Source organism: Sporosarcina aquimarina (genome assembly GCF_033253705.1).
Classification (GTDB): Bacteria; Bacillota; Bacilli; order Bacillales_A; family Planococcaceae; genus Sporosarcina; species Sporosarcina aquimarina.
Genome location: NZ_JAUBDH010000002.1, coordinates 164,121 through 181,810 on the forward strand (window position 1 = coordinate 164,121; position 17,690 = coordinate 181,810).

Here is a 17,690-nt window from a genome sequence, read left to right on the forward strand (position 1 = left end):
TGTTATCATATCATAGTTAATTGACGAATCGCAAAGGGCCACGCCTTACTTAACAAGTGAAAGAATTTCTGAACGTTTCACATCATCATGTTCGTATATCCCTCTAGCCGCAGTTGTAATTGTTTTGGAACCAGGCTTTTTAACTCCGCGCATCGTCATACACATATGTTCTGCTTCGATAATAACATATACACCATGCGGTTTAAGCATTTCCATCATGGTATTAGCCACGGTTGTAGTAATTCGTTCTTGAAGCTGCGGACGTTTTGCTGTGGTTTCTACAGCTCTAGCAAGTTTGCTAAGACCTGCCACAACTCCGTCACGAGGTATGTATGCAATGTGGGCAACACCAAAGAATGGAACCAAGTGATGTTCACACATCGAATAGAATGGAATATCTTTTACTAGCACGACTTCCTCATGGTGCTCATGAAATACTGTTTCAAAATATACTCGGGGATCTTCCGACATCCCAGCAAATACTTCTGCATACATTTTCGCCACGCGTTTCGGGGTTTCAAGCAGACCCTCGCGCTCTGGATTCTCACCGATTGCTTCCAGAATCATTGTGACCGCTTGTTCTATTTTTCCGTAATTCACTTCTTCCATCGATGGAACCTCCTCTGATGCACATCTTGTCCTCCAAAATAGTAGCACAAACCTTCCATTCAGTACAGTTGACGGCTTGAATAATTCGTTATACACGGAAAGAAGCCCGTCAGCTTATCCGTTAAAGGACGACTGACGGGCTTCTATGTAATTGAACTCATTTTACAGCATCTTTTAATGCTTTCCCTGCTTTGAATGCAGGTACTTTGCTAGCTGCGATTTCAATTTCCTCTCCTGATTGAGGGTTACGGCCTTTACGAGCAGCACGCTCGCGTACTTCGAAGTTACCGAAGCCGATCAATTGTACCTTCTCACCCTTTGAAAGAGCGTCTTGGATTGTTTCGAAAACAGTTTCAACAGCTTTTGTTGCATCTTTCTTAGAAAGACCTGCTTCTTCTGCTACGGAGTTGATCAATTCAGTTTTGTTCATCCCGTTCACCTCCTCTCAATCGTTTCATAAAGCTCTTTAACACTGTAAAAAGAGTAACATAACAATTTCTGAGGTGCAACAATATTGTGATCTCATCATGCGCTAACAATGCGAATAACGAAAAAAAAAGACCCGCGATAGACGGATCTTTTCTATTTAAACTATAAAAGTAATCATTCCTTTATTACCTTCATTCACCATTTTTTCTATCGTTTCACGAAGTCTTCGGCGTGCACTAGTAGGCACCGCAGAAGTTTTAAATCTTATGCTCTCCTTCAATACTTCATGCAATGGAGTTCCAAACAACTGCGTTTCCCACAGTGCGTCACGATCATGTAAGTAGGCATTTTTCAATTCTTTCAGCAAGTGATGGCTGTGGAATTCGGATCCGATTAACGGAGCAAATTCGGCTTCCATGTCAATTCTGATTACATGTAATGCAGGAGCCGTCGCTTTCATTCTCACTCCATAAAACGAATCTTGTTTAATAAGCTCAGGCTGAGTCGGCTGGAAGTCCTCTATTGTAGGAAGGGCTACACCGTAACCATCTTTCTTTGCAGTCTCAATCGCTTCAGCAAACATATCATAAGACTTCTTAGCCTTCACTGCTTCTTGAATGAATAAAAGCCAATCTTTCTTAGTCGTCATCTCAGTATCCATATAAGACTCACATACTGCCAAATAGGTTTCCTCGTCAATTTTCAAATCTAACGTGGCTCTGCCTTTTCCTGCATCCACTTCGATCACATCTGCGTGTTTAATGTATTCTTCTTCATTCAGCCGCTCTGCAAGCTGCTGGACTTTACGAATCTTTGATGCTTCTAAGAATCCTTCATTAATAATTTCATCAATATTCGCGTTCAAATAATGCTCTGGCCCGAGTACATCCATCCAATCCGGTTTTTGGAGATCAATATGAGTAATCGGGAACTCATAAAGCGCTTCTTTTAAGATTAATTGAATTTCTTGTGCGTTTAACTGATCCGCGCTAATCGCAATTACTGGAACCTCATGTTCTTCATGGAGTTTTTGACGCAATTGCACTGTCTTCTCATGAGCTGGCATTTTAGAATTCAGAACAATAACAAATGGTTTTCCGATTTCTTTAAGTTTCGAAACAATTTCTGTTTCCGCAGCTTCCGCTGATGCTCTTGGAATATTATTAACAGTTCCATCTGTCGTTAACAAAATTCCAATAGTTGAATGGTCTCGAATTACTTTGTCCGTACCTATACGCGCTGCCTCTTCAAACGGAATCGGCTCATTATGCCAAGGTGTATGAACGTATTTAGGTCCATCCTCATCTTCGTAACCTTTCACTCCGTCGATCACATACCCGACACAATCTGCTAAACGAATTTGAAATGATAGCTCTCCATCACCTACTGATACGGGTGTGCCTTGTGCCGGGACGAATTTTGGTTCTGCAGTCATTATAACGGGGCCTGGTGAGCTTTGCGGTAGTTCGTCCTGTGCACGGGTCCGATCTGCCTGCTCACTCATATTAGGGATGACAACTTCCTCCATGACACGTTTAACAAAAGTGGATTTTCCAACACGAACAGGACCGACCACTCCAATGTAAATATCGCCATCTGTCCGTCTAGCTAAGTTTTCGTATAGTTCTTCTTTCATTTCCATCGTCCTCCTTTTCTACGCATAGTAGTTTATGAAAACAAAAAACGTTTCATGCATAAAGCACGAAACGTTTTTTGTTTAGTTGGACGATTTCATAAAGACCGGCTCATTTTTTGCGTTAACTGTATAAGGTAAAGAATAGGCAGGAAGTATTGGATATTTGTCTGCAAGCAAGTAACGGATATCCTCGCCAGGCGTGACAGATGGCTTGTCTGCCTCCAATATTCGATTCAAGTCTATAGAATAGTCAATATAAAAGTTGCCGTCGCCACCAACAACAAGCGGCAAGTGAGCATCTGAATATGGGCTTTCAACTGTCAAAGGTTTCTTAAGACCCATTTTTTCAAAGTCCACTTCATACACATTTACGCCTTCTTGAACTGCATCTTTGAAAGGAAGTGAACCGTTCACAGTTTTCCTTAGAATGAGCTCTCTAATTCGTTCTGCGACGCGTAAATCTACTAATTTAACAGTAGGATTTTCTTCAACATCCATTAAAACATATTGATAAATCCCTCCCTGCTCGTATGCATTTGAGGGAATTTTCTCAGTCAAAGATGGAACAATTTTTGTAAAATCAATCGGATATTTAATATACTGATCGGTGTCCATGTCACGCGTTTTGATCGGCAGCAGCCCATTGGTTTCTGTTTGGTAAGTATCTACTGCTTTTTGAACAGTTTCTAACTGGTCTTCATATGGCCGCTGTTTACTCTCTTTTTCATCTTGAGGGTACATACAAGCCGATAATAGTACGAGAACTCCCATCACCAAAGGCAGAAGTAAAATGCGCTTCATATTCATCATGCGCCTCCTGTTGGTCCATTAAAGACTAAATAAATCATTGCAAAGAATGAGAATATCAATAAACCGTATGCAATGACTGCAAATAAAATTTTTAAAAACTTATTAGTTATTTTGGTACGACTAAGATGTATGAGTCCCATGGAAATAATCATAAAACCCATCGCATAAAAAGATAGCCACATTTTATCCAACGAGGACAAAGTAAGTCATTCCTTCCAATCGTAAAATTTAAACGTAATTTATTTCAGAAAAGAACCCCGATGGATTTAATTTAAAAATTCGTCTATTTCTTTCTTTTTCCCACGGCTCATTAACCAATCTACCGCTTCTTTAGGTTCGTGTCCTTCAAATAGAACTGAATACAGCGCCTCTGTCAGCGGCATAGAAACCTCATATTGTTTAGCTAATTGGTGTGCTGCCTTAGTTGTTCGCACACCTTCGATGACCATCCCCATGCCTTCAGTCACTTCTTCAAGTGAGCTGCCTTTTCCAAGCATGTTTCCCGCCTTCCAGTTACGTGAATGGACACTGTTTGCAGTGACAATCAGATCCCCCATTCCCGCAAGCCCAGAGAACGTTAAAGGACTAGCTCCCATCTTAACACCTAAGCGGGTAATCTCAGCTAGCCCGCGTGTAATTAGGGCTGCCTTCGCATTATCTCCATACTCTAAACCGTCTGTAATTCCTGCTGCGAGCGCAATTACGTTTTTCAATGCTCCGCCTAGTTCTACCCCTAGTACATCTTCATTTGTATAGACACGGAAATATGAGTTCATGAAGAGCGTTTGAATCTCTTTAGCTGCTTCAGAATCCGCAGAAGCTACTGTTACTGTCGTAGGATGACGTAATACAACCTCTTCAGCATGAGAGGGTCCCGATAGGACAACAAGAGCCTTGCGTGCCTCAGGACGAATTTCTTCAGCTAGCATCTCAGTAATTCTTTTGAGTGAATCGGGTTCAATACCTTTTGAAACATGCACAAGAATCTTTGGCTGTTGCAGCAATGTATTCAATTGAGCACCAATTTCCCGCATCCCCTTCGTTGGAACAGCTAAAATCAGGATTTCAGCATGCTCTACCGCCAGCTCCAGATTAGAAGTGGCTTTAAGCGATTCAGGTAACGTGCAGTTTTTCAAATAGGCTTGATTTGAATGGTGTTTATTTATTTCATTGGTCTGCTCTTTTCTTCTTCCCCAAATAAGAACATCATGTCCATTTTCAGCTAGAACAAACGCGAGGGCGGTTCCCCAGCTTCCCGCTCCAATTACAGAAACTTTTTTCACTAATTCTCATCCTTCCACACTATATCGTTAACTTCTTGCACGAGTAATAATTCGAATAGGTGTTCCTTCAAATCCAAATGATTCACGCAAACGATTGCGCAGGAACCGTTCGTATGAGAAGTGCATCAATTCTGTATCATTGACAAAGACAACAAATGCGGGTGGTCTTACAGCAACTTGTGTTGAATAATAAATCCGAAGTCTTCTTCCTTTGTCTGAAGGCGCGGGGTTTCTAGCTACTGCATCTTCAATGACCTCGTTAAGAACACTTGACTGTATGCGCATTGAATGATTTTCACTAATCGTTACAATCAGGTCAAACAACGAACGAACGCGCTGTTTTGTTTTTGCAGATACGTAAGCAATTGGTGCATAGTCCAAAAACAAGAAGTTTTTCCGAATATCCTCAGTAAACCGGTTCATGGTTTTCTCATCTTTTTCAAGCGCATCCCATTTGTTGACAACAAATAGAATCCCTTTTCCTGCTTCTTCTGCATAACCTGCAATCCGTTTGTCTTGCTCACGGATTCCTTCTTCGCCATTTATCACGATCAATACTACATCAGAGCGGTCGATTGCTTTTAATGCCCGAAGAACACTGTACTTCTCGGTGTTTTCATAGACTTTACCTTTTTTCCGCATTCCCGCAGTATCAATGATTTTATACTTTTGACCATCGTATTCATAAGTGGAGTCAATCGCATCAGTTGTTGTTCCTGCTACATCACTGACGATAACGCGCTCTTCACCTAATAATGCATTTACAAGGGAGGATTTCCCTACATTCGGTCGTCCAATTAAAGAAAAACGAATCACGTCATCCTCTATTTCTTCCTCCGATGGATCCGGGAAACTCTCTGCAACACTGTCTAACAGATCACCTAGACCAAGTCCATGAGAACCAGAAATAGGATGCGGATCTCCGAAGCCCAGGGAATAGAAATCGTAAATCATATCACGCATTTCTGGGTTGTCCACTTTGTTAACAGCGAGTACTACTGGTTTTTTTGTTTTATATAAAATTTTAGCGACTTGCTCATCTGCATTTGTAACACCTTCTCTGCCATTAGTCAGAAAGATAATTACGTCGGCCTCTTCAATTGCAATTTCAGCCTGCAAGCGAATTTGTACTAGGAATGGTTCATCTCCAATATCGATACCGCCAGTATCAATCAGGTTAAATTCATGGGAAAGCCAATCTGCTGAGCTATATATGCGATCCCGCGTTACTCCAGAAACATCTTCTACAATCGAAATTCTTTCACCGACTATTCTGTTAAAAATCGTGGACTTACCTACATTTGGACGCCCCACGATGGCTACTGTTGGTTTACTCATTAGTCATACATCCTTCCAAGCTATCTTCTGCATATTATACACAAAAAAAAGAGATGGCGCTCTTAAAAGAGCCATCTCCTTCAATTCAGTTGTTACAGTATCACGAATCTTTTAGTTAGAGAACTTTTTTAACTGGTCTCCAATGACATCACTGATTGAGAAACCTGATGGTTCTTCAGGCATTTCATAGCCATCGTATGCGTCGTCTTCTTTTTCAGTAAGATCTTTAATGCTAAGAGACAGACGTTTTTCATCTGGACTAACATCTAAGACTTTCACCTCTACGGTCTGGCCTTCCGAAAGGACTTCATTCGGAGTTCCGATATGCTGATGAGAAATTCTTGAAATGTGTACAAGTCCTTCTACACCTGGCAGAACTTCAACAAAAGCACCGTAAGAAACAAGACGTTTAACTGTTCCTTCCAGAACCGCACCTTTAGGAGCTTTCTCTTCAATTCCTTCCCATGGTCCAGCAAGTGTTTCTTTGATGGACAGGCTGATTCTTTCAGAATCACGGTCTACTGACAAAATTTTCACTTGCACAGTTTGACCTTCAGATAGAACATCAGACACTTTTTCAACATGACCATGTGCAATTTGAGAAATGTGCACTAATCCATCAACGCCGCCTAAGTCAACAAACGCACCAAACGATGCGATTCGCTGTACTGTACCTTCCAGAACTTGCCCTTCATGAAGACCTTCCAGAATCTCTTCCTTTTTAGATGACTTCTCTTCCTGAATAACAGCACGATGTGAAAGGATTAAACGATTCTTTTCTTTATCCATTTCTACTATTTTAAAATCCATCGTGCGTCCTTTATAATCTTCGAAAGACTCCACAAAGTGGTCTTCTACTAATGATGCGGGTATGAATCCTCGTACTCCAAGATCCACAACTAAGCCGCCTTTTACAACATCTTTAACTTCAGTTGAAATTGTTGTAGAGTTATTAAACTTTTCCTCAAGTGTATCCCATGCATCTTCGGCATCTACTTTGCGTTTTGAAAGGACGAATGCATCATCTTCCACCTTTATGATAGATAATTCAAGTTCGTCACCTTCTTTTACTGCATCCGAAGCTGTTTCAATGTGAAGACTAGATAGTTCACTGATTGGAATCACGCCGTCAAATGGTGCTCCAGAAATTTCTACAGTGACAGATTTATCTTCAATTTTTGTTACTTTACCTGTCACGCGATCTCCTTCGTTATACCCGTCCATAGCTTCTACATTCATCTCTTCAGTCATATGTAGTCCTCCTCCATTTTAATCATAGTTCTATACTATTGGAATATACCCATAAAAACAAAAAATTGAACTTATCAATTAACGATTTTTCTCTAACAGCTCTTGAATTGCGGACATAATTACTTCTGTTGCCTCTTCCGCAGATGCTTTACGTTCACGATAAGGCGCCATATCTATCGGCTTGCCGAAAATTACTTTTAATTGTTTAAAAGGGTGATAAGGTCCGATAATCGCACAAGGCATAACTACTGCATCCCCTTTTAATGCAAAAAAACCTGCTCCTGTTAATCCTTTCCCTAATTCTCCGTTTTTACTCCTAGTTCCTTCAGGAAACATCCCCACTACTTGTCCAGAGCGAAGTAATTCTAATGCTTTCCTGATTGCCTGGCGGTCACTAAGACCTCTTTTGACCGGAAACGCATTCACATTCGGCAACACGGATTTTAGAATAGGCAGTTGAAACAGTTCCTCTTTCGCCATGAAGTGTACTGGCCTAGGTGACGTTAAACCAACAACAGGCGGATCCAAATTGTCTATATGGTTAGTACATAAAAGTACTCCCTCATTCTTAGGGAAGTTTTCTTTACCTATTACTTTTATTCTGTAAAAAGGTTTTAGTAATGCGGTGCATAACGCCTTTCCAAGAGGGTATAAATTCATAAACTTCTCCTCTTTTCTGCAAATTGAATAATAGTATCTGCGACTTCTTCAATTGTCATTGAAGTCGTATCGATATAAATAGCATCAGCAGCCTGTTTTAGAGGTGAAGCCGCACGCTCTGTGTCCGCTTTGTCCCGTCTAGAAATATCCTGGCACAATTCTTCCATCGAGCGGTTAATTCCCCGTTTCATATTTTCCTCATAACGTCTTGACGCCCGTTCTTCTACAGAAGCTGTCATAAAGATTTTAAGCTCCGCATTAGGCAGCACAGCAGTACCGATATCTCTTCCATCCATAACTACACCTGCTGCGTTTGCCAATTGCCGTTGCTTATCTGCCATCATTTCACGAACTCGAGGCTGAGCTGCAGTTGCAGAAACTTGCGATGTCACTTCCTGGGAACGAATTGCTTCTGTAACATCCTCTCCATCCACTTTTACAATTTGTCCATCCTCTGAAGGCTGTAATTCAATCGTAATTTCATTCAGCAGTTTCAAGAGTGCATCATCGTCATTCACATTTATATGACTTTGCAAAGCCTTATATGTTAATGCGCGATACATTGCACCCGTATCGATGTAGGTATACCCTAATTTGCTTGCAGTAATTTTTGCAATTGTACTTTTTCCTGCAGCTGCCGGGCCATCTATAGCAATTTGCAATCCTTTTTCCATTTCCTCAACCCCCGTACTTAATTCGGAAACATTGTACCATAGCGAAAAGGAAAAAGTCTTTTTTACGAAGACTTTTCCCTATCTTTCCGTTTTTTCAACTGTCTTTCAAAACATAACCGGATGACCTGCTGGCGAGATTCGGGATCAATTTGGTCAAATTGTAAGGATGCAATTTTCCGACCATCCTTATCCCAAACTCTAACCACTCTGGCATGAACTTTTACATATTTGATAACATTGTTTGCAAAAGGCAGAACAATTGTAAGCTTAACAATATCATCTCTTTCAAAATCGGATTTTGCCAAGTTTACCGCCATGCCCCCCGCGCTAATATCTTCTGCTACTAACTGATGTACCACGCCATCCTTTTCAACTGCCACATCTAACGGAGATTCAATCCGAACAAATTCTCTTCTTTGAATTTTAATCAGTTCCGCATCTCCAGGATACATAAGCTGCAGCATAGGAATGCCCTTATTCAGCCTTCCAACGACTTCAGTTTTAAATACATAAGCCATTTTAAGCTCATCTACAAAAGAAACCAACAATTGCGTTCCATCCATAAAAAAAGCAGTTCTTCCAGTATCCAAATGGGTGGGATAATCAATCATCACACAATCTTTTCCTAAATCTACTACCCGACTTCTAAATTTCTCGCCTTCTTCAGTAAAGTCTTTGTCAATTGTAATTGAAGTTCCTAAGGATAGCTTCATAAAACTCCCACCTGTCATGATTTCATACTAATATTATGGCATGACAGGCGAGATTTTCCAAATACAAAATTATTGTTGGCGTTCTGTCCGAATCACTTCTTTTGTCTCAGTATCAACAAGGACAACATACGTTCCAACCTGACCATTCTCATTTAATGTAACAGTTAAAGCATAAGCCAGCCGTTGGGTCCCGTGCATGTTTTCGACGTACACTAACTCTTGCTCACTAATTTGGACTTCTTTATGGAAGTATGTTTCCCAATCTATGCGGACCATCTTTTGGTCTTCAAGTTTTTCTTTGCGAATATACTCCGCAGCGTTTAACCCTAAAATTCGACCATCTTGTTTTGCAGCCTTGACCTGAATCGTATCTGATAATACCTTCGCTTTATGCAAAGGTTCAAGACGAGTATATACAAAATGAAAAGCAGTATCGTTTTCTCTGACTTCTTCAAATATCACATCCGTATATCCAGAGTCTTTCAAAAATAATTCTACCTTATTTCTGACTTGTTCCATTTCCATCGTACCAGAACCCGCGGGACGTTCAGTTAAGAACGATAAAATATGTCCGCCTTTCTTTGTAATATCAATGTAACCGACAGAATCCTGGTCAGCAAAACGAATATGATAAAAAGGATATGACGCTCCAGGCTTGCTGTCCGTTGTATCTATTACTTGTTTCGATACATCAGGAAATAACTTCTTGAATTTTTTCAATGCTTCTTCCTTTGTAACAGGCGCATCTTTTATATTTTTCAATTGTTTTTTCTTTAAAGCATCTGATTCACTGGCTGTGAGAGGGAAATCACTCTCTGTATACTGCTGAATAGATGCGCTTAAACCTTTCCAGTCAAACGATGCTTTCTCACTATCCAATCGTTCTTGCCAATCCTTCATAGACAAATTCCCGCTTGCCATATCAGCAGTGGCGAGGGACCATTGATCCGAAAGGTTTTCGATGTTTTCAGAAGCCCGGTCCATCACTTTGTGGAATTCAGCAGGTTCAGTTCGTTCATCTCCTTCTTTTGCAAATTTGCCAAGCCTTCCTAAATAGTTCATCCACGTAGTAGAAAAGCCTTGGTCCAAAGGCAAGGAGGCAACAGACTGTTGAATATCTGAAGATAGACGCCAAATATTCTCACGGGCCTGTAGATCCCCCTCTCCTTGGTTAAACAACAAAGTCTTTTTCACTGCTATGTCTAGTTCCTGCAGTTTCGAAGAAGCATCCGATATATTCTTTGCATACTGAACAGATAATGCATTTTGCAGATCTTTATTTTGCATCGATACTGAATACGTATATACAGCTAGAGAGAATACTGCAAAAACAGTTAGAAACAATAATTTTTTCATACTATACGTTGCACCTGCTTTCTAAAATGGTTATATTTTTTCATTGACCGAACTTGTATCAATTACAAAAAATATGCAATCCGATTTTTTTGATTTGTGGGCGAGACCATATCCATTTGCTCGTTGCGGTTACTGGATTAAAATAGTAAATCGCGTTTTCAGACGGATCCCAGCCATTCATCGCGTCAATCACCGCTTCTTTTGCCCGTTCGTTCGGAGTCAGCCAAATCTGTCCATCAGATACAGCAGTAAAAGCACCAGGTTGAAAAATAACTCCTCCTACTGTATTTGGAAAGTCAGGATGCTCAATTCTATTTAATATCACAGCAGCCACCGCGACTTGTCCTTCGTATGGTTCACCACGGGATTCCCCGTATACAGCATTTGCTAATAACTTCAAATCATCTTCACTATACTTCGGAGGCATTTGTGTGTTTTTCTTCGGGGTAGTTGACCCGCCTTTCACTTGAGAAGAAAGTGGCTTCCCCCCGTAATGTGTAAACTCTCTGCCTTTACTTATGTTATCCATAACAAACTTCTTGTCATATGACGATACAGAAGTAAGTTTTTTCTTCGTTTTGGATCCTGCAACGCCATCAACAGGCATTCCGTATTTCTCCTGAAACTCTCTTAACGCCCAGTATGTTTGATAACCAAACACTCCATCAATTTTACCGTCAAAGAAACCTACATATTGCAGCCTAGCTTGTAGTTCAATGACATCGTCACCTTTAGTCCCTTTTGAAAGTCCTCTGTCCGTAAAGGCAAGCGCATCATTAGACAAAGTTAACTGAACTCCTACAAAAATTAAAAATGCAATCAAAACTACTCTCTTTAATTTGTTCATTTGATTTCCTCCAGTCACATTACTTATATAATCTAGAGTGTCCTAAATTACAGAATTTATGACGTATAGTTGGAATTCAAAGAAAAAAACCATCCTCGTCAGAGAATGGTTTTCATCGAATTTCCTTTTGTAATTATCGCATAGCAAATACATGTGCGTACTTGACGCGTGTAAGTCCAAACCACCATAAGAAAAGCATAAATGGAATCATCAAGTAAAGCCAGAGATCATGAATTTCTAAAATCGCGTTATAAGTGACGTGTAAAATAAATGGAAAAACAAGGGCCATTAGTAAATACCATTTCTTTTTATCACCGACTGCAAACTTTGATCTGCCAAAATAATAGCCCATCACCACACCAAACAATGCATGACTTGAAACCGGCAATAAGGCTCTTATGAAAGCAGTATCCAATCCAAATGTAAATAAAAAAAGAATGTTTTCTACAGTAGCAAATCCTAAAGATACACTAGCACCAAAAAGTATGCCATCATAGGCATCGTGAAATTCAAAGTTTTTATAGACGAATACTAATAGAATCAGCCATTTAAAAAACTCTTCCAGTGCCCCTGTGAACACTGTATTATGAAGAAATTCATTTGTTAACACGTGTTCTTCCTGGAAGACGTGTTGAATGAATAATATCGGAAATGTCATCACTGCTCCATACACAAACGCTTGAAATAGAGCGCGCGAAGGTTCACTTGAAATTTCTTTCCTCAAATACAGGTAGCTGAATAGAGCGAGTGATGGAGCAATCGCTACAGTGAACAAAATTATCAAGTTTCGCACCCCCAATCAGGGTGATTATATCACAAAGATAGAAAAAATTACTTATTTGAACAAACTTGAGAATTCATTTTCTCGAGAATAGATTGAGCAATTGCCTCACCATGATGTCTTCCATTTTCTATAAATATCGAATTGGCATTGTCGCCTGCTGCAATCACACCCGCAATATATAGATTTCTTACGGAAGTTTCCATTGTATCCGGATTATAGGAAGGACACCTGCTTTCAGTATCCAGTTCAATCCCCATACTTTTAAGGAACACATAATCAGGGTGGTAGCCTATCATGGCGAACACGGCATCAGCTTTGACGATTTCTACACCTGTTTTCGTTTGAATTTGTACTGATTCTTCCGTTATTTCATTTACTTCTGCTTCGAACAACATCCTGATTTTGCCATTATTAACCAAACTCTCAAAACCTGGCAATATCCAAGGTTTAACACTCGGTGAATAAGAGGCACCACGGTAGACGACAGTTACGTTCGCTCCAGCTCTCTCAAGTTCAAGCGCCGCATCTACTGCAGAATTTTTCCCTCCTATCACTAACACATTCTTACGAAAATAGGGATGAGCTTCCTTAAAATAATGATGGACGTGTGAAAGGTCAGCGCCATTCACTTCCAAAGGATTCGGTTGATCATAATAGCCTGTAGCCGCGACAACATATTTTGCTTCATAGGTATTTTTATTGGATTCTAAACAGAAAGCATCTCCGGACTTTGTAACAGATTGAACAATTTCATCACTATGGATCATAAGTTGTTCTAATTCCGCAACAGTCCGATAGTAAACTAACGCGTCATTACGCTGTGGTTTATCTTTAGAAGTAATAAACGGGATATTTCCAATTGATAATTTCATACTTGAACTAAAAAAGGTTTGGTGTGTAGGGTATCGGTGAATTGAATTTACGATATTACCTTTTTCAATTAGGATGACATCCAGACCTATTCTTTGGAGTTCGATGGCCGCAGATAATCCGCACGGACCTGCGCCTATTATTATGGCATCGGTTTTAATCATGTTTTCCTTTTCCTTTCTTTTTTTCGTAATTAATCGTAATGAGATGAGTTTCAGGGGGTGCGCCTAATCTTAAAGGAATAAGCGATGTTCCAAAACCATTACTTATCAGCCTTCCACGCCCACCTTTTTCTACGAACGTCCCCCTCGGCTGCATTCCAAACGGGCCCAATCTAATTTGGCCGCCATGCGTATGTCCAGCTACCATAAAATCAGGGTCCGCAATCTTTGCTGCTTTGTCAAAAAGTGATGGACTATGGACTGCAAGTAAATGATACGTATACTCACCATCATACGACAAGGCTTTTTGTAAGTTAGTATTGCCGCTAGATGGGTCATCCGCGCCACTTAATATCCAATCAGGATGTTTGGGTATAAGCGTACTTTTGTTAGCAAGAATTTCCCCATTCACTTCTGAAATGAGGTCACGAATTGTTGTTTCTCCTATTTCTCTGTCATTATTTCCCCATATATAATATACAGGTCCTAGTGATGCGAGCTGACGGACATTCGACCTAACTCGTGAAGAAGGCACACCTTTTTCCGCTAGGTCGCCACCGATAATTACTAAATCGATAAACTTATTTTGCTCTTTAACCTTTTTCAGAAGTTTTGAAGACACTTTTCTACGATGAATATCACTAATAAAAAAGACAGTTAATTCAGCATTACTTAAATGGTTCGAGTTAGTTTGCATTCGAAGCAGTTTTACAGAATTCCTATGTGCGCTGCAAAACATACTCATGAATAATGCACATGAAAAAGCTAATAACGTGTATAGTCCAATCCATAGTACTTTCATAAATTCACCTGCCATAAGAAAAAGACAAAGTTTGCTGACTTTGCCTTTTCGTAATTTGTAATTATGGGATAACTAATGTCTGGCCCACACTAATGGAATTTGACGATAAACCATTAGCAGCTTTAATTTTATCGACCCCAGCACCGGAACCGTAATAGTTTACTGAAATCCGATACAAAGTCTCGTTAGGACCTACTGTATGCTTCTTCGCAGCCGGTTTTTCCTCTGGTTTCGTTTCCGGTTTTGGATCTGGCTTTACCTCAGGTTTTGGCTCTGGTTTCACTTCTGGCTTCGGATCTGGCTTCACTTCCGGTTTTGGATCTGGCTTCACTTCCGGTTTTACTTCAGGTTTTGAATCTGGTTTCGCTTCTGGTTTCGCTTCTGACTTTTGGGCTTCAGTCTTTACGTCTTCTTTGGAATCCTGATTATTTTTGTCATCCTCTGCCTTTGTATCGTCTTTTTCTTCATCAGAATCCCCAGCAATCCCTGTTGATGAATTCGGAGTTTGGCCAGAACCTACTTCAATTGTCACTCCAGCTTTCTCGACACTTACGGTTCCATCCTCTTTAGGATTATACAAATCTGAAAGAACATACACAAATATTCCGATTGGGATTAGTGTAAAAAGTACGAGTATGATGTTAATGAGTGTGAGACCTTTTTTGGATTCTTTCTTTTCTCGTTTGGGATCAGTTTTCTTATTTTGGCGTAATTTAACACGCGAAGGTAGACCATCACTATTATTTTCTTCTAGTTCGATTTCTTTTCTATTTTCTTCAAGCTCTGAGTTATAGTCACTTTTTGTCATAGCGGCATTCTCCTATCCCCTATTGCTGTCTTCTCATTATGACGAATATTGTCGTAAATGTAAACGGCAATCAGGAATGAGGGCAAAGCAAAAGCTCAATTCGCTCTTCCCAATTCAATAATGTTCTATTATTTTTCACATTACTTTTGTTCAATAACCAATCTTCACTTCTAATGCCGCATACTGAACAACATACATCATACCTGTCCGAAATATGCTCATCAAAGTAAAAAAGAAGTTTTTCACGCAAACAAGTATTCTCGGAGACATATGAAATCATTTCCCTCAACTTTTCTTCCTTATCGTACTTTAATTTTGTAAAGGTTTTAAGAACGTCCTCAATTGTAAGTGTTTCGCTATAATACTGAATAAGTCTTGCGCTAGTTTCTGAGATACCTGCTAACTCTGCTGAAACTTCTATAGTGTGACCAGATTTCCTCATTGCAACAAAATGGTGTACCTCTGACTCTTCAGGGAGATCATTCTGAACGATAAAACGAACCTTCTGCTCATCTTCTTCAACATATAGCAACACAGCACTAGAACGGTTCCCGTCTCTTCCTGCTCTACCTGCTTCTTGAACATACGCAGCAGCGGATGCAGGCAGCTGATCATGAATGACTTGACGAATATTTTCTTTATGAACTCCCATTCCGAAAGCATTTGTTGCACAAATCCATGATAATTCTCCTGACAAAAATTGCTGCTGAATAATATGACGGTCCCCTGCTTCTTTTCCCGCATGATAGGAGGCGATTTGATGGCCATCTTGTTGAAGAATCCGAGTAAGCTCCTCAGCACGTTTGCGGGAGGAAACATAAATTATACCAGGGCCAGACGTAGCAGTCAGCCGATTTTTTAACCATTCCGTTTTATCTCTTTCTGAATTTAATCGCTCAACAAAATATTTCAGGTTCGGACGGTCTACAGATTGACGAATTACATTCGCCTCTGTCATTTGCAAATATTGAATAATATCTCTTTCTACTTGCTGGTCTGCAGTTGCAGTTAAAGCTAATACTGGAGGATTCCCCGCAAGTCGAGTGAACTCACCAAGCCGCAGATAATCCGGCCGAAAGTCAAATCCCCATTGAGAGATACAATGTGCCTCATCTACGACAAGAATTGAAATAGAAAGATTCGTTAAAAACCTCCCTATGTCAGGACGATTAAGCATTTCCGGAGAAATGAAAAGGAATTTAATCGTATGAATATCCTTAAATAATTGCTTCCTCTGTTCTTGAGGTAAAAAAGAGTTGATGGCTGCAACTCTTTTTTCTCCTCGCTTACGAAGACTTGCCACTTGGTCCTCCATTAAGGATACGAGTGGAGAGATGATTACTACCAGGCCACTGAGCATCTCACCTGGTAACTGATAGCACAAGGACTTGCCCATTCCGGTAGGTAATATTGCAAGGGTATTTTCTTGTTGTAATATCGATTGGACAACTTCTTCTTGACCGGGACGGAATTGGTCATATCCAAAACGTTTTTTAAGTTCATAGCTTAAATCCATTACACACGTTCTCCTTTAGCTGTACTTAAAATAAGTCGAAGTTGAAAGTATGATAAATGAGGAAATTTCTCTTTCAATAAACGGAGTCGTTTCACTTCATTCCTATTTACTTCATCTTGGACGGCTTCCAAATCGATAAGTTCTACAAACTGTAAAATAGGGAAGTCTTTGTCATTTGTAGCGATTTCAGTAATATGGTCTTCAATCGTGCTGCTTCTTAATTTGCGGACAACCGCAATTTCATCAATTGACAAGCCTTGATCGAATAACTTTTTCGTGATAACAGTCGATTCTGTTAAAGGTGTTTCGATTCGAATACCTTCAGCTAGCTTATGTAAGATTGGCAGTTTTCTTGCATAGTCTGTTGTCTCAGATAGTGCAATTATCCGATGAAGTCCTTCCAGCAGTTCAAGTTGCAAACTATTACGTGACTCTTCTAATGCTTCTTCGAGCTGTTCCCAAGTCCAACCTGACGCTTCTGCCCCTGTTAACCGATGACTGATCACCGTTGCTTGTAATTCAGACATCTCACTCTGCTTAATACAAGATTGCAATTCTGCTGCTAACAAAGCAGCAGTTTTTTGACGAGTTGCAGGCAGATTTCTTAACAATTCCTTTATGAATTGCTGGACATTTCGATCGTTCGTAATCGGAAGAAACGAATTCTTTGATAACCTGACTTGAGATAAAGTTTGGACAAGTAAAAGTAATCGCAAGTTGAACGTTTCAATTTGCCCTCTATAATTCCATCCATCAAAACGGAATTCCGGTAATTGGGCAGATGCTAGGCGGCCTTTTTGTGTTAAATATATTATTCCTTGTTTTTCAATTATCAATTCGTGAGAATTCAATTCATTTACTGCTTCTAAAAATGTGGATTCCTGTAATTTAGGTAATAACGAGAAGAATGGTTTAATGGAAAAGTAATCCACATCTTGAATCGTTTGACCTGAACGCTTTCCTCTCAAAACATGTAAACTTGCATTCAACGACCGTTGACCATCCATCTTTTCTACAATCTTTAAAATTATTGAACTCAATTTCAAGAAGAATCCCTACTTTCTAGTGGTTAAAGGTTGAAAACTGTAGAAAACCGTTTTAGAATGGATGAAGTACCTAGTTGCTAGTGCGAAGAAAAGAGGA

Annotated in this window: 19 protein-coding genes; all 19 read right to left on the minus strand. The window is 39.9% G+C overall.

Features of this window, described 5'->3' with window-relative positions:
• Nucleotides 1–45 precede the first annotated feature (45 nt).
• The 19 genes from folE to QT716_RS03510 all read right to left on the minus strand — a co-directional run bounded on the left by folE (nt 46) and on the right by QT716_RS03510 (nt 17,593).
• Nucleotides 46–609: a GTP cyclohydrolase I FolE gene (gene folE, locus QT716_RS03420; RefSeq protein WP_317934478.1), complete on the minus strand. Its 564-nt coding sequence runs from the start codon at nt 607–609 to the stop codon at nt 46–48.
• 157 nt (nt 610–766) lie between these two features.
• Nucleotides 767–1,039 (minus strand): HU family DNA-binding protein, encoded by a 273-nt coding sequence (locus tag QT716_RS03425; RefSeq protein ID WP_039041781.1) that lies wholly within the window; start codon nt 1,037–1,039, stop codon nt 767–769.
• 156 nt (nt 1,040–1,195) lie between these two features.
• On the minus strand, nt 1,196–2,674 hold the full coding sequence (spoIVA, locus tag QT716_RS03430; RefSeq protein WP_317934479.1) for a stage IV sporulation protein A: 1,479 nt from the start codon (nt 2,672–2,674) through the stop codon (nt 1,196–1,198).
• 81 nt (nt 2,675–2,755) lie between these two features.
• The gene (locus QT716_RS03435) at nt 2,756–3,481 is read right to left on the minus strand and encodes a hypothetical protein (RefSeq protein WP_317934481.1); all 726 of its coding nucleotides are present in this window, start codon (nt 3,479–3,481) and stop codon (nt 2,756–2,758) included.
• Nucleotides 3,481–3,666 carry a DUF2768 domain-containing protein gene (locus QT716_RS03440; protein WP_317934945.1) on the minus strand — a complete coding sequence of 62 codons (186 nt, stop codon included), beginning with the start codon at nt 3,664–3,666 and terminating at the stop codon, nt 3,481–3,483. Before QT716_RS03440 ends, QT716_RS03435 begins: the two co-directional genes overlap by 1 nt.
• Nucleotides 3,667–3,750: 84 nt before the next feature.
• Nucleotides 3,751–4,767 (minus strand): NAD(P)H-dependent glycerol-3-phosphate dehydrogenase, encoded by a 1,017-nt coding sequence (locus tag QT716_RS03445; protein ID WP_317934482.1) that lies wholly within the window; start codon nt 4,765–4,767, stop codon nt 3,751–3,753.
• 27 nt (nt 4,768–4,794) lie between these two features.
• Nucleotides 4,795–6,105, minus strand: coding sequence for a ribosome biogenesis GTPase Der (gene der / locus QT716_RS03450; RefSeq protein ID WP_317934484.1), 1,311 nt, complete (start codon nt 6,103–6,105; stop codon nt 4,795–4,797).
• 111 nt (nt 6,106–6,216) lie between these two features.
• On the minus strand, nt 6,217–7,356 hold the full coding sequence (gene rpsA / locus QT716_RS03455; RefSeq protein ID WP_317934486.1) for a 30S ribosomal protein S1: 1,140 nt from the start codon (nt 7,354–7,356) through the stop codon (nt 6,217–6,219).
• Nucleotides 7,357–7,434: 78 nt separating this feature from the next.
• Nucleotides 7,435–8,016, minus strand: a complete 582-nt coding sequence (locus QT716_RS03460; protein ID WP_317934487.1) for a lysophospholipid acyltransferase family protein — start codon at nt 8,014–8,016, stop codon at nt 7,435–7,437.
• A complete protein-coding gene (gene cmk / locus QT716_RS03465) occupies nt 8,013–8,690 on the minus strand; it encodes a (d)CMP kinase (protein WP_317934488.1) in 678 nt (225 codons plus the stop codon). The genes QT716_RS03460 and cmk overlap by 4 nt, the downstream gene beginning before the upstream one ends.
• A gap of 62 nt (nt 8,691–8,752) precedes the next feature.
• Nucleotides 8,753–9,403, minus strand: a complete 651-nt coding sequence (locus QT716_RS03470) for a flagellar brake protein (protein ID WP_317934490.1) — start codon at nt 9,401–9,403, stop codon at nt 8,753–8,755.
• 69 nt (nt 9,404–9,472) lie between these two features.
• Nucleotides 9,473–10,759, minus strand: coding sequence for a PepSY1/2 domain-containing protein (locus QT716_RS03475; RefSeq protein ID WP_317934491.1), 1,287 nt, complete (start codon nt 10,757–10,759; stop codon nt 9,473–9,475).
• A gap of 58 nt (nt 10,760–10,817) precedes the next feature.
• Nucleotides 10,818–11,606 carry a spore cortex-lytic enzyme gene (sleB, locus tag QT716_RS03480; RefSeq protein WP_317934492.1) on the minus strand — a complete coding sequence of 263 codons (789 nt, stop codon included), beginning with the start codon at nt 11,604–11,606 and terminating at the stop codon, nt 10,818–10,820.
• Between the two features lie 133 nt (nt 11,607–11,739).
• A complete protein-coding gene (gene prsW, locus QT716_RS03485) occupies nt 11,740–12,390 on the minus strand; it encodes a glutamic-type intramembrane protease PrsW (protein WP_317934494.1) in 651 nt (216 codons plus the stop codon).
• Nucleotides 12,391–12,437: 47 nt separating this feature from the next.
• Nucleotides 12,438–13,424 (minus strand): YpdA family putative bacillithiol disulfide reductase, encoded by a 987-nt coding sequence (locus QT716_RS03490; protein ID WP_317934495.1) that lies wholly within the window; start codon nt 13,422–13,424, stop codon nt 12,438–12,440.
• Nucleotides 13,417–14,223: a metallophosphoesterase gene (locus tag QT716_RS03495; protein WP_317934496.1), complete on the minus strand. Its 807-nt coding sequence runs from the start codon at nt 14,221–14,223 to the stop codon at nt 13,417–13,419. The genes QT716_RS03490 and QT716_RS03495 overlap by 8 nt, the downstream gene beginning before the upstream one ends.
• A 61-nt stretch (nt 14,224–14,284) precedes the next feature.
• Nucleotides 14,285–15,031, minus strand: coding sequence for a LysM peptidoglycan-binding domain-containing protein (locus QT716_RS03500; protein ID WP_317934497.1), 747 nt, complete (start codon nt 15,029–15,031; stop codon nt 14,285–14,287).
• Between the two features lie 70 nt (nt 15,032–15,101).
• The gene (locus tag QT716_RS03505) at nt 15,102–16,547 is read right to left on the minus strand and encodes a RecQ family ATP-dependent DNA helicase (RefSeq protein WP_317934498.1); all 1,446 of its coding nucleotides are present in this window, start codon (nt 16,545–16,547) and stop codon (nt 15,102–15,104) included.
• Nucleotides 16,547–17,593: a helix-turn-helix domain-containing protein gene (locus QT716_RS03510; RefSeq protein WP_317934499.1), complete on the minus strand. Its 1,047-nt coding sequence runs from the start codon at nt 17,591–17,593 to the stop codon at nt 16,547–16,549. The genes QT716_RS03505 and QT716_RS03510 overlap by 1 nt, the downstream gene beginning before the upstream one ends.
• Nucleotides 17,594–17,690 lie beyond the last annotated feature (97 nt).